12 protein-coding genes are annotated in these 13,175 nt (G+C 62.0%); 2 read left to right on the top strand and 10 right to left on the bottom strand.

What is annotated here, in order from left to right; all coding sequences use genetic code 11:
• Positions 1-67: 67 nt before the first annotated feature.
• From PMI02_RS26210 to PMI02_RS04660, 10 genes are all read right to left on the bottom strand, one after another.
• Positions 68-1,081 carry a FecR family protein gene (locus tag PMI02_RS26210; protein WP_007679479.1) on the bottom strand — a complete coding sequence of 338 codons (1,014 nt, stop codon included), beginning with the start codon at positions 1,079-1,081 and terminating at the stop codon, positions 68-70.
• Positions 1,078-1,701: a sigma-70 family RNA polymerase sigma factor gene (locus PMI02_RS25755; protein WP_007679478.1), complete on the bottom strand. Its 624-nt coding sequence runs from the start codon at positions 1,699-1,701 to the stop codon at positions 1,078-1,080. The genes PMI02_RS26210 and PMI02_RS25755 overlap by 4 nt, the downstream gene beginning before the upstream one ends.
• 204 nt (positions 1,702-1,905) lie before the next feature.
• Complete coding sequence (locus PMI02_RS04695; protein WP_007679477.1) at positions 1,906-2,871, bottom strand: nucleotidyltransferase domain-containing protein; 966 nt, start codon at positions 2,869-2,871, stop codon at positions 1,906-1,908.
• Positions 2,868-3,818, bottom strand: coding sequence for a HEPN domain-containing protein (locus tag PMI02_RS04690; RefSeq protein ID WP_007679475.1), 951 nt, complete (start codon positions 3,816-3,818; stop codon positions 2,868-2,870). The genes PMI02_RS04695 and PMI02_RS04690 overlap by 4 nt, the downstream gene beginning before the upstream one ends.
• Before the next feature lie 365 nt (positions 3,819-4,183).
• Positions 4,184-4,783 (bottom strand): GntR family transcriptional regulator, encoded by a 600-nt coding sequence (locus PMI02_RS04685; RefSeq protein WP_007679473.1) that lies wholly within the window; start codon positions 4,781-4,783, stop codon positions 4,184-4,186.
• On the bottom strand, positions 4,780-5,628 hold the full coding sequence (locus PMI02_RS04680) for a phytanoyl-CoA dioxygenase family protein (protein WP_036502287.1): 849 nt from the start codon (positions 5,626-5,628) through the stop codon (positions 4,780-4,782). The genes PMI02_RS04685 and PMI02_RS04680 overlap by 4 nt, the downstream gene beginning before the upstream one ends.
• Before the next feature lie 14 nt (positions 5,629-5,642).
• Positions 5,643-6,278, bottom strand: a complete 636-nt coding sequence (locus PMI02_RS04675; protein WP_007679469.1) for an acyl-homoserine-lactone synthase — start codon at positions 6,276-6,278, stop codon at positions 5,643-5,645.
• 118 nt (positions 6,279-6,396) lie between these two features.
• The gene (locus tag PMI02_RS04670; RefSeq protein WP_036502259.1) at positions 6,397-7,143 is read right to left on the bottom strand and encodes a LuxR family transcriptional regulator; all 747 of its coding nucleotides are present in this window, start codon (positions 7,141-7,143) and stop codon (positions 6,397-6,399) included.
• 527 nt (positions 7,144-7,670) lie between these two features.
• Positions 7,671-8,600: an autotransporter domain-containing protein gene (locus PMI02_RS04665; RefSeq protein ID WP_007679467.1), complete on the bottom strand. Its 930-nt coding sequence runs from the start codon at positions 8,598-8,600 to the stop codon at positions 7,671-7,673.
• A gap of 3 nt (positions 8,601-8,603) precedes the next feature.
• Positions 8,604-10,691, bottom strand: a complete 2,088-nt coding sequence (locus PMI02_RS04660; RefSeq protein WP_007679466.1) for an ATP-binding protein — start codon at positions 10,689-10,691, stop codon at positions 8,604-8,606.
• A 650-nt stretch (positions 10,692-11,341) separates the two neighbouring features.
• Here PMI02_RS04660 and PMI02_RS04655 point away from each other — a divergent pair.
• Both PMI02_RS04655 and PMI02_RS27880 read left to right on the top strand, forming a co-directional pair.
• Positions 11,342-12,124, top strand: a complete 783-nt coding sequence (locus PMI02_RS04655) for a response regulator (RefSeq protein ID WP_007679464.1) — start codon at positions 11,342-11,344, stop codon at positions 12,122-12,124.
• A gap of 110 nt (positions 12,125-12,234) precedes the next feature.
• The gene (locus tag PMI02_RS27880; protein WP_007679462.1) at positions 12,235-13,164 is read left to right on the top strand and encodes an intradiol ring-cleavage dioxygenase; all 930 of its coding nucleotides are present in this window, start codon (positions 12,235-12,237) and stop codon (positions 13,162-13,164) included.
• Positions 13,165-13,175: the final 11 nt, after the last annotated feature.

Here is a 13,175-nt window from a genome sequence, read left to right as displayed (position 1 = left end):
GAGCTTGCTCCGCCTTCGATCGAGAGGCGGCTGTCATTTGGGTCTGACGCGGTCTGTGCCGCTTACCTTAGGGGGGCGATGAAATATTCTTCCTCGCAAGCACGATCTCCCCGCCATGCTTATGAACATCCAGATCAAAGAGCTGGGCTACGCTGTCGGCAAAACGCTCGGGATTGTTCAACCGGAAGCGGCCGGATACTTCGAGATAAGCGAGCGAAGGGTCTGCCAGCTTGATCGGGTGCGCTGAGGATCGATTGGCGATTGCCACTAGATCGGAAAGTCTTGCGGAACGGTAGTCGACGTCCTCTTGTGGCCAGATGAGCGCAGGCAAGGCGATGGGTGCAATGCCCAGAGACCGATTGCCATCGCTGCTGAACGTCACCGCCTGGCCAGGATTGAGGCGGCGCATTGCTGGCCCAGCGTTTGAAGATTCGCCTGGAGCTCCTGGAACCACATCGATGTGCCCTTCGATCAGCGCGACCTGCACATGATGGTCGGCGTTCAGCACGACATCGAAAACAGTTCCACGCGCGGTGACGGTACCGCCGCCGGCATGGACGATGAACGGTCGTCGATCATGGGCAACATGGAAGCGCGCGCGCCCTGCGTCCAACCAGAGATCGCGCCGGTCGGCGCCGAGTGCAATCTGCATGCGCGCACCGGAGTCCAGGGTCACCGATGAGCCGTCGGATAAACTATAGAACCGGGCATGTCCTACAGCCTGCAGCAGTTGGCCTGCCTGTTCAGACGCCCCAGTCATCTCCGCCTGTTTGCGGGCCGGCACGGCAATCCATACAAGTCCCATCACCACTGCGACGGAAGCCATGGCGGCTATAGGCGCAAGGTATTTTCGGCGACGCCGGACAGAGGCGGCCTTCCCAAACCGTGTGGATGTCTTCAGCACATCTGAATTGGTGAAATGCTCAGAAAGGCGGTTGTAGGCTTCTCGGTTTTCTGGCCCAGCCGTCATCCAGGCATCGAACTGCGGCTTCCATTTCTTGGAATCCGGTCCTCGCATGCGGGCAAACCACAGCGCGGCTGCGGCCGGGCCGGCGTCGTCTTGATCGGTGGGCATTGTCATTCTGGGGCTACGACCTGTTGAATATGCGCAATCGCCCGCATCATATGATACTCCACCGTCGCGATGCTTATGCCCAGCTGCCGATGAATGTCGCGATAACTCATATCCTCGACGCGGTGCAGGAGATAAACCCGGCGGGTCTTCTCGGTCATACTTTGAACGGCGTCTTCATACTGCCCAAGCAGCTGGGCGGCTTCCAGAATTTTATCCTGTTCCGCTGCTGTGGCCATATCATGATGTGGCTCAAGCGGCACGAAAACGGCCTCGGCGACGGTCTTTCGGCGCGAGCGATCGATGAGCAGGTTGCGAGCGATGCGGCGGACGTAGCCGGGCGGATTGCTGAGCGCTTTCGTTTGGCGGCTACCTGCAAGACGAACAAACACCTCCTGTACAAGATCGGGTGCGGCTTCATCCCCGACCTTGCGGCGGAAGTACCGCAGCAGACCGGCTGCTTCTGTCCTGAACAGAACGTCGATCAGGGAGGTCGCAACCGGCGAACCTTCGACGGCGGCGGGGCTTTCGTCCTGTTGCCTCGCCACAGCGGCGGGGCGCAGGTGTAGAGGCGACGAAGAAGAGGGCACCAGCAAACCATGCGCGGCAGCACCGAAGGTCCGGCGCATGCCGGTCCATCAGATACACGAGGTAAGCCGCCGTCGGGAAGCGTCAGCCGCCCTGGTTCCGGTTGGGCCACCCGTCCACTTCGGGACAGGTGAGTGTGATGCCTGACGGGATATTCCCACGACGCCTTTGCCAGCATATCGGCGTCGCAATCCGAGCTTGCCTTGGATTGACCGAATTTGCAACAGTGGGCTTGCCGACCTTGTTCAGCCGCCGGTTGCGGCTTCCAGCGCAGCCAGATGCTCCGTGCAGCTAACCTCGACAAGTTTCATGAGAATTGCGCCGCGCGCTCCCAACCAGGCGAGCTGCTCTTCGTCGATCATGAAGTGCTTGTGGTAGCGGGCTTTTACATACGCGACCTGAAGCCGTTCGTAAGCATCAATCTCAAACTGCGTGTCACGAGGCCAGGCTTCAGTCAGGCGGCCATCAACTTGTTCCGCCTGCTCCCGAAGCTTGACGATATCGTGGACGTAAGGCGTGTACAAGGTGCGGACGAGGAGGACGGTGTGGTAGAGTTGCTCAACACATTGGTGGAGCTCCAGCGCGGCCTTCTTGAACCGATTTCGCTTCATGTTGCTGCAATAGTCATCCCAAAATTCTTCGGCCATTTGGAAAAACTGTTTGTAGTAGTCGAGCGACATCCGATAAACTTCTGATGGCGTTTTCTCTTTCGGTGTCGCAAGCTGGGTCTTATCAGATTCATAAAGCACGATGCCATCGCGTACGACATCCATAAAGAAATATCGGCCATGGCGAAGGCCTTCGTTCACTTCATCCAGGGAATGGACGATGAGCTGCGCCGGTGCCAGAAGGTAGTGCTTGAAGAGGTATTCAACGCGTAACCTCTCTTCAAGATTTGCCCAATACCGTATCTTCTCGGTCAGGCGTTGGTCGCTGACGATGATTAGCAAATCCACGTCGGATTGCTTGCCGACAGCCGTCGCCACATCGTCTACCCAATCGCCGCGCGCATAGCTGCCGAACAGGATAATTTTTAGAATCGCGCCATTGGTTTTCCATTCGTGACGCGCAAGACTGAGTGAATCGGCGAATTCCTCATGAACGATGTCAACAATTCGTCTAATTAACTGCTGTCGCTCAGACGGAAGATGGCCGAGATCCCTTCTGACTGACGGGGTCAGTAAATTCGACTGTATGTTCGTATCTGTCATGTGTTCGCAACCATTGCGCAAATTTGATCGGAGGTCGAAACATCGGATTCTAACTGTTTTATCCGTTGACAGCAAACGTCTTTCGTCACGCGTGCAAGTTCTTCAGTCTGCTTGCCAAGCCATATAAGGGTCTCGTTACTTATATAATATTGTTTTGAATAACGCGCCTTCACATAGGCGTCTTTGAGTCTGCTGAACATCGTGTCTAAGCGTTTCGTGTCCGTAGGCCAAACGTAAACAAGTCGCCGATCAATTTGCTCGGCAAGATGTCGGAGGTGTCTTATATTATGGGAATGGGGGGTGTATGATGTCATAACCAGCAGCACCGTGTGGTATAGCTGTTCAACACATTGATGAAGCTCGAAAGCAGCCTTCCGAAGGCGACCCTTTTCGAGGTTTGACTTGAAATCGTCATAGAACTCGGCAGCATCGGGATACCAACTGTCGTAATATTCTCTAGCCTGTGCCAAAGCATCCGCAGGCGTCTTCGCGATTGGCTTGCGTAATGCCTTGGTGTCTGATTCATAGAGAATCACGCCCTCACGGGCGATATCGACGAAAAAGTACCGCCCTTGCGCCAAGTCGTTATTCACTTCTTGCAGGCTGTGGACGATTAGGCTGACCGGCGTCCGCATCACAGTGTTGGTGAATTCCTCCTGCAGGTGGGTTTCGAGCCCATACCAGAATTTAGGATCAGTCAGTCGCTTGTTGTTGACGATCACCAGAATGTCGAAATCCGAGCGATAGCCTTTTATCGTGTGGGGCTCGTGAACCCAGGACCCCCGAGCATGGCTACCATACAGGATGATCTTGTTGATCCGTCCCTTCTTCTTCCAATCCCGTGCATGCTCGGCAGTGGCTACATCAAAATATTCGAAGACAAGTGTTACCACCCGCTCAAGCTCGCTGCGCTTGCGTGGAGGGAGATGGGCGAGATCGGTCTTCATGGGGAACAACCTAGCAACAAAACTGGTCCCGCGCACCCCCGCTTGTGCCGAGCAAGTGAACAGTCTCCACCAGAGTCGCCGGTCGAGATCTCTGGATCAGGGAAATTGGTGTAGCACGAGACCGCGGTTTCGGGGCTCGGTCCTGAGGAAGGCGGATAGTCGCAGAGCCATCTTTCGGATTTTGATGAGGATCGCGGAAACGCGGGCTACCCTCGCTTGATCGATGAAATCGGCCGTTTGATTCGCCGTTTGAGCGCCCGTTGAGCAGCGGCTCAAATCGGACTGAGGCTTTGCAGTTCTCAGCGATGGTGACTCGGCGCAGTAGGACGGCGGCCATCATTGCTGTGATGACGTCCGTTCGTGCGTCAACCACGGTCTGTCCCAACGAGCAACCTCAGATACTGATCCGCCTTCGCCTTGCGCCGGACATGATAACGGATGAGCATGTCGGTGAGCTGTGATCGCCGTGCCTTGGAAAGCAGCGCCGATTCAAGGTCATCGATTTCGGAGGTCACGTCGGTCAGGATCATGGAATCGAGATTGCGGACGGCGTGGAGGCGGTCATTGAGGTTTCCGACTGCAAGAGACAGTTCCTTGTTGCCGCTGCCCTGGGCCATTGACAGGAATATCGCGGCCGTGCGGGAAGCATGATCCATGCCCTGAGCCGGTGCGGTCGTGAAGGCGATTGGCGTCGCGGCGAGCCGGACCAGTTCGAGATTGAAATCCAGAAGATCGCGCAGGCTCGGTTCGTCCAAGCGCGCCACGCAGAATCCCTGCCCCGCAACGGCATCCACGATGCGTTCACCCATCAGCCTGTTCAGGCTATCGCGGACCGGGGACATGCTGACCCCGAGGTCTTTCGCCAACTGCATCGCTTCCAATTTGAAGCCGGACGGCCAGACCCCTGCCATCAGGCGGCGTTTGATTTCTTCATAAGTCGGCGCAAAAACATGGGAGGGGCTCACGTCGAGGTCTCCGCGAAGCCCCTTAGCATTGCTTCCTGATCAGGCCTCAGCGCGTCGATCGCACCTATATGGTCAGGAATGTCGCTACTTAGCAGAATGGAGGGACATTGGCCCTCATAGTTGCCCAGGTTAGGCCGATGCTGCGCGTAACCGGCAAGCGCTGCCAACTCCGGCGGAAACTCCCGAGCCACCTCAGGGGGGTACGCCAGCCACTGATTTTCATAGGGCTTCAGCCATCCAAGACTATAGCCGATCACAACCGCGCGCCGGACACCACTTCCGGCGTTGGCGCCGGCACCGTGGGCGGTCGATCCCAGGAAGCAGATAGCTGATCCCGGCTCGCACTGTGCGATTATCGGTTCGCCAAGACATTCGCGGGCCAGGCCGGCAGCGCCGTGACTGCCCGGATAAATCTGCGTTGCGCCATTGATGGGAGTGAACGGGGTCAGCGGCCAGATCACATTGATGAGATATTCGTGAAGACCTTTGACACCGGCCCACATGTCATGGTCCCTGTGCGGAAACTGTCTGACTTCTCCGGGATGTATCTCGATCGCTTGGGCGACATTCAACTGCAGGCGGTCGCATGCGTCGCCTAATATGGCCTTCGCCACCTCGAGTATCACCGGGTGCATCACCAGCGCTTCGATGTGGCGAGACCGCCGTAGAAGGCTGCCAAACCGCTTCGTCTTGTATCCGTAGAAGCGACCTTGGCCAAACGGCGTTGCATAAAAAACAGGGTCGAGATCATGGACAAGTGAGGCAATCACTTGTGCCGGCACAGCGTCCGGGATGATGCAGTAGCCTTGCTCGAGTAATTTCTCCGTCGCTCGGTTAGCAGACATGAAAGGGGGCCGACTCATTCCGGACCCTCCATCGATCCGACAAGTTTGAGTGAAAGCGGTTCATAGACTCCCTTGTCCTTCAAGCCCTCAATGCTTTGTCCATCGATGCGGATGTGGAGGGCGGCCAGCATGGTGTCGCCATGACGGATAGCACGGCCGAGCGGCACACAGTGCCAGCCAAAGCGCAGCACCTGCATCAGCCAACTGATCTCCGCGACGCCGGTGTAGTCGGTAATTCCGCTGCGCAGGGCATGCTCAACCAAGGCGCACACCAGCTGGTTACGCGCGGAACGCCGATCACCGGCCGTTTGATGCCGATCGAGGCAAAAGCGGGTAATCTCCCGCACGGTCGGCCCGCTCGGCACGGGCCCGTCGCAGAGATGGGCGTACTGCCCGCCAAGCAGGTGCGGACGATCGGTCTGGAGCAGGCGCGCAGATGCGCGGTGCGCACCGTTTCGGTCCAGCAGGATCAGATATTCGGCTCCAGGATCGTCAAACTGATCGACTTCGAACTGGCCCGCCAGCACGGGCAAATCCCATTTGAGGAGGTCAATGAACACCTCCTTGCGCGCGGCGAACATTGCTCTGAATGCTTCGTGATCCGGTGCGAATAGTCCGCACGCCGGCATTTCTGCCATTTTTTGCTGCATGACGATTTCCTTCTTAGGACGCCTGCAAGCAAATCATCGGGCCGAGTTACGGTCTATACCAAGAAGGGGGGATGGGGCGCCTAATGGCAGGCACCCCATCATGGCGCCGGCCTTATTGCTATCGCCACCATCGGAAGATGTCGCCGAAGCTGATGAGCCCGTCGAACAAGACACACAGAATCAGCGAGGATCGGGAGTGCACGTCATAGCGTTCGCGGGCCGCCTTCAGGTGCTGGACAACCGTATCCGGCTTGATGCCGAGAATCCCGGCAATTTCCTCAGCGGTCTTGCCTCTGGCCGACCACAGCACACATTCACACTGGCGATCGGTCAGGACGGGCCGATCGGATGGCGGGCGAATGCCTGCGATGCGGCGGGCAGTTGTCAGAGCGAGGGCGCCCACAAGTTCGGTGGCCCCGAGCATATGATGCGGGAGGCGCCTCCCGGGACGCACCACGAAGGAGCATGAACCGCTCGCCTCGCCGGGCAGGTGCCTTGGGACTGTGTATCCATCGTCAATCCCGTTGTCCCGCCCTACCGCCAGCATCCGCCAATCGGAGGCAGTCAGAGGAATGATATCCCCGATGCGCTGCCACGCAAACCCTGTGAAGCTGCACTCCGCCCCACGGCGGATGGGGTCTGCGCGCGAAAGACTGAACCCTGTGTAAACTTCCGCCCATTCATCTGGATAATCGTGAATGAGCAAAGAACGCCGATCGGCGTGGCCCGGCCTATCGTCATAGGTCAGCGCGAAATGGTCATACCCCATTCTTCGCGCAAACTCGCGCAGGGCATGCTTCAGATCACCCGCTGCTCGAGCGGATGTGACGATTTCTGAGAATTCCTCGAAAAGTTTTAGACGCATCGTTTTGAGTGTTCGATTGCAGGAGCGTTCCCAACCCGTTGGTCATGCACATCGCCTTTGCTATGCTCCCGCAGCCGTTTCTCGATCCGGTAAGAGGGCGCCACAAAATGGCCGCTGCTTGTGCAGCGGTCGCCCTCATTAGAATCATCTCCACTTACCGACTGCTCTCAGCAATGGGCCTGATTTCACCCACATCTGGCAGTTAAGGAGTGCAGGATGATGGCATAATGCACAGGTATAGCAACAGTTTTCCTATTATTGGACGACATTGGCTGGTACATTGGGCGTACTTGGGCAAAATATCGCAGAAGTAGGGATCATTTTGTCAAGATTGGATGATGGGTAAGTTAAAAGCCTAACTGTCCGCCGCACTTAGACCTTCCGGAAACTTTTAGCCGACTTGAAAGAGATATCTTTTATCGCCTGAGCTATGTCGGACCTATATTCCTTCGACAAGGCATTTGAGCGAGATGCCTTTTCGCATGCGCGCGCGCGGCGCAGACAAACCTCGAAGCCGCAGGGCGTTTTCAGAAGGCCTTGCGCAGCGTCATGCCTGCTGCGGTGATGTTGCCAGCGTCCAGTCCAATACTGCGTGTCGCGAAGAGATCGAGATAGAGACTTCGGCCCAGCTTCATGCTTGCGGTAGCGCCAGCTTCGGACCACCCGTCCGCGTAATGCTTGCTATCGAGTTCGAACCCCTGCTCGCCTCGCCGCAGACGCAGGGCCGAGACGCCGTTGCTCGTCCAGTTGCGCGAGATTGACATGCCCGCATAGTGAACGCCAGAAGGACCGAAGGCGTGGTCGATGCGCACGGCGGCGTTGGTAGACCAGGTCGGTTCATCGGTTTCGAGGTCGGTGAGGCCCGAGCCGGTCGGGGCGGGCCGCAGCAGCCGGCCGTCAGCGAACGAGGCGGCCACCGTCGGCGTCAGATAAAATCCCGATCCCAGCGGGACCACGCGGCCGAAATCTGCTCCGAGCGCCCAGTAGGGGCTGTTCTTGGCTCCGGTGCTGGAGCGGCTGCCGCCTCCGTTCGTTGCCGCGGCGCTGATACGGCCGTAGTCCTGGCGGCCATAGCTCGCCCAACCGTCGAGCACCCAGTTGTCGAAGTTGCCGCCCGCGCCGATAGTGCCTACCGTATAGTCTGATGGAAGCGCTACGTCGGCCTGGAGCAACGTCCCATGATAGCGCATCAGGCTGCCGCGCACGTAGCCGCGCCCGATGCGGCGGGTAAGGCTCAGCGATCCCCAGCTGCCGTCGGGCCCGTCATCGCGCGCGCTGATCCCGGCCGAGACGGCGGCGGTCCACAGCGGTTCGGCGGGAAGAGCAGGCGCAAGCTGAGCCGAGGCGACGGTGAGGGGGTCAGCGGAAGCGGCCGCTTCGTCCTGCGCGAGCGCGGGTGACGGCGCGGCAGCCAGAACGACGAGGAAAGGTGCGGCCGGTAGCCTGAAGTTCGTCATGCCTCAGGCAGCTTTGCTCAGCGGCGGCCGCAGCGCGGGATCGAACGCGGCAGGCACCGCGACGCGCGCGACGAAGCCATCCTGCCCGTGGGTGAACGACACATCGCCGCCATGCGCGCGGGCGATCGAGCGGCAGACCGCAAGGCCGAGGCCGCTGCCCGCGCGGCCCGAGCGGCGCGCCGCCTCGCTACGATAGAAGGGTTCGAAGGCACGATCGAACTCGTCCTCGGGAATGCCGGGGCCGGCGTCGACTATCTCGGCCACCGCCTCGCCTTCTGACAGCGAGACCCGCACCTTGGCGCTGTCGCCGTACTTTACTGCGTTTTCCAGGAGATTGCCGAGCAGGCGGCGGATGCCGACCGCGTCGACGTCGACCGGAATGTTGGCGTTGCGCTCGATCTCGACGCGTCCTCCCACCAGCCGTGCATCGGCGACGCTGCCGGCGATGAGTTCGGCGAAGTCTACGCGCTCGCGCGGACCGGGAGTGGAAGCATCGCGGATGAAGGCGATGACCTGGCTGATCATCTCCTCCATCTCGGTCACTTCCTTGAGCAGGCCCTCACGTTGATCGTCGGGGACGTCCTCGATGCGGAAGCGCAGGCGGGTGAGGGGGGTGCGAAGGTCGTGGCTGATTGCGCCGACCATCGCCGTGCGGTCGTCCACGAAGGCGCGCAAGCGGTTGCGCATCTGATTGAACGCATTGGCGGCGCGGCCGATCTCGGCGGGGCCGGAAAGCGGCAGGATCGTCGCGGAGGGATCGCGGCCCAATTGCTCGGCGGCGCGGGCGAAGTCGCGCAGGGGCAGGACGATGCGCCGCACAAATAGCCAGGCGAGCGGGCTGACGATCGCCAGTGACAGCGCGAACCACAGCATCACGCGCTTCTGCCAGGCATTCGGAAATGGCTCGGCGCGGGGGGCAACCGCGAGCCAGGTGCCGTCGCCCTGGCGCGCCGCCGCCACGAAGTCGCCCTCGATGAAGGGCGGGGATGCTGAGGCGAACAGCGAGCTGCGGACCCGGCGGAACGGGATCGGTTGCGGGGTGGAGGTCAACTCGGGCGCGGCGGCCGGCGCGGTCGCCGGGGCGGCGGGCTGTGCTTGGGCGGCGGGCGCGTCAACATCCTGGGCGGGTGCATTGGCTACCGGCTGAGGCGCGGCAGGCGCGGCGGCGGTCGGGCGAGCGGCGGCCACCGGAGGCAGCGCTGGGTCGGCCATGGGCGGCGGCGCTATCGGGATCGGCGCCGTGATGATCGGCACCGAGGGCATGGCGTTCATGCCGGGCCGAGCCATGCCGATTGGGCCTGCCGTGTCCCGGCCGGCCGCGCCCGGATTCGCGTCGCCGACCCCGCCGGGATGGTCAGGTCTGCGGGCGGCACCTGCCCCGGGCTGCGGCCCGCTGGCCCCCGGCCGACCTTGCGACGGAGTGGCCGGACCGCGCGGTCCGCCACCCGGCTGGCTGCCGATGGCGCCTTGCGGCTTGTCGGGCCGGGGCATCGAAGAGCCCGGCTGGCCTGGACCTCGCGGCGCAGAACCGCCGGGGAAGCCACCACCACCGGGCATGCCGCCGCCGCCCGGCATCCGTCCGCCGGGGAAGCCTCCACCCGGCATGCCGCCGGGGCCGGGCGAGCCGCCAGCCGGCGGGCCACCGGGGATCGCCTGCGCCTGCGCCTCTTCGACGAGGAGCGAGCCGATCCCGCGACTGGTCACCACCGCCAGCGGCGAGCGCGCCTCGCTGGGAACCGCGACGCCGCCCACAGGAAGCTGCGTGTAGAAGGCGAGGACGACGTCTTGCGATTTGCGGCCAAGTCGCAGCGCCAGTGCGTCGCGCGAGGATTCGGAGACCAGCCAGCCCTGTCCGCGAACGTCGGGCGGTCCGCTCATCGCCTTGCGCTCGAGCCGGTCGGGCGCCGGCCCGCCACGGGTGAGCGCGGCGGCGACCTCGTCCATGTTCCAGCGCACTGCCGGTCGCGGCGGCAGCAGCACGGTGAGCGCGAGCGTCACCACCTGCGCTGCGACGAGCACGCACACGAGAATGGCGACCATTTGCATCGCCAGCGGCATGCCGAGCCGGCGCGGAAGGCTGGGGAGGTTCATGGACATGCCTGTGCCACGCAAAGGCGGCTAATTCGAGATGGAGCATTGTCGCAGGCGTCCCGCTTCGGGCGCGCAATATGCGAAGCGGGGACAGGAGAGAGGGACACGTCCCTCCTGTCCCCGCTCCGCGTTCCCTCCTCCGTCCACGAAGGTCGGTGGAAGGAACGGTCACCTCGGGCCGGTCCGGAGGCGCCGCCCGGAAGGGCGCGGGTCCGGATGGAAACTCGTTTGGCTTGCGCCTGACAGCGCGGCAGGTAACGCACACCTGTGTCAGTTTGTGGACTCTCGATTCCGCCACTGTCCGGATAGTGGACAGTTCCGGGACCGTCGCCGAGCAGGACGGGTGCGACTACAGAACCTGCTCGGACGACGGCCCCGGCACCGTCGGACGCCATGGCGGCGGCGCCCTGGACGGTGGCCTTTGGCACGACTGGGCCATGCTCCGTGAGAATGGGCGCGGGGGGCGCTGTCAATCTCATGGAGCGGGCTGCCCGATACGTGTCGTGGCTGGCTCGACTGTCCATGGCTCACTGTTTGGGGCACCGAGGTTGCGGCTGGATTTCACCGCTTTGCACGGACATTTCAGGGCTGTCGCAAGCTGTAACGCCGGCTGAAATCCGCACGGAACACGGCCTATCCATGAGGGCGGAATGATCCTAGAACCGCATGCAATGGACCTTTCGACCCGCATTCTCATCGTCGACGACGACGAGGGCATCCGCTCGCTGATCGGAGAGTTTCTCGCCAAGCACGGCTACGAGACGGCCACCGCCGCCGACCCGCTGGAGATGCGCGCGATGCTGGTGAACGAAAGCTTTGACCTGATCGTGCTCGACGTGATGATGCCGCGCGAGGATGGGCTGACCGCCTTGCGCCAGATGGGCGCCGACGCGCCCCCGGTCATCATGCTCTCAGCAGTGGGCAGCGACGTGGACCGCATCGTCGGGCTTGAGATGGGCGCCGACGATTACTTGGCCAAGCCGTGCAACCCGCGCGAACTGCTCGCGCGCATCCGCACCGTCCTGCGCCGCCGCGCTGCGGCAACGCCCGCTGCGGGCGAAGGCGGGCCGCGCGTCCCGGCGATCGATTCGGGTATCGATTCGGGCGACTGCCTGCACTTCGGCGGCTGGCGGATGGATCTGGGCCTGCGCCTGTTGTTTGACCCCAACAATGCGCTGATCTCGCTGTCGGATGGGGAGTTCCGCCTGCTGCGCGCCTTTGCCGAGCATCCACGCCGGGTGCTTACCCGCGACCAGCTGCTTGACTGGTCGCGCGGGGAAGATTCGGAACATTACGACCGCGCCATCGACGTCCAGCTCTCGCGGCTGCGGCGAAAGCTCTCCGAGGGGCAGGGCGGCAGCGACGTCATCCGCACCGTGCGCAACGAAGGCTATCTCTTTGTGCCCGCCGTGACCAACGCCTCGGAGACCTAGCGCAACACGCGCAAACTTCACGCAATCCTCCTGAAATCCGTTGGCAACCGCCGGCGCACAGTTCTCGCGGTGCAGGGCCGGCAGGCAGGCCGGGGCACACGGAGGACGAGATGGACGATCGGGAGCATGCACATGGCCATGGGCTGGCCGAGGATCTCGGCGCGATAGGCCGTGAACTATTCGGCCGGCGCCGCGCTCTAGCCTTCCTGGCGAGCGCGGGCACCACCGCCGCGCTGGCGGCCTGCGGTGGGGACGACAGCGGCTCCGCCTCGTCGTCGAGCGGATCGGCTACCACGACCTCATCTTCGCCCACCTCCTCATCATCCACCTCTTCGTCATCCACGTCTTCGACGTCGGGCGGGACTTCGAGCAGCACCTGCATTGCAGACCCGACCGAGACCAACGGTCCCTACCCGGCTGACGGCACGAACACCGCCAGCGGCGCGACCTCGAACGTGCTGACCACGAGCGGCATCGTGCGCTCGGACATCCGCTCCAGCTTCATCGGATCGACCACCACGGCGACGGGCGTGGCCCTTGAACTCACGCTTCAGCTCGTGGACGTGAACAACGGCTGCGTGGCGATTTCGGGCGCAGCGGTCTACGTGTGGCATTGCGACGCCTTGGGCCGCTACTCGCTCTATTCGAGCGGGGTGACCACCGAGAGCTACCTGCGCGGCGTTCAGGTGACCGATGCCGAGGGCAAGGTCATGTTCACGACGATCTACCCTGCCTGTTATTCGGGCCGCTGGCCGCACATCCACTTTGAGGTGTTCACCGGCGGACTGACCTCGGCGAGCACCGGCCGCACCGCCAGCCTGATCTCGCAGCTCGCGATGCCGGCCGCCACCAATACGGCGGTTTTCACCAGCGACGCGACCTACACGGCCAGCATCGCCAACTACAACGCGATCTCGCTTTCGTCCGACAACGTGTTCGGCGACAACACCTCGGCGCAGCTGGCACAGATGACGCCCACGATCACCGGCAGCACTTCGACCGGGTACTCGGGCAGCGCACTTATCGGCATCGCCGCTTGAACTGACCGGGC

It is taken from the genome of Novosphingobium sp. AP12, assembly GCF_000281975.1.
Classification (GTDB): domain Bacteria; phylum Pseudomonadota; class Alphaproteobacteria; order Sphingomonadales; family Sphingomonadaceae; genus Novosphingobium.
This window is presented reverse-complemented; position numbering and strand designations above follow the sequence as displayed.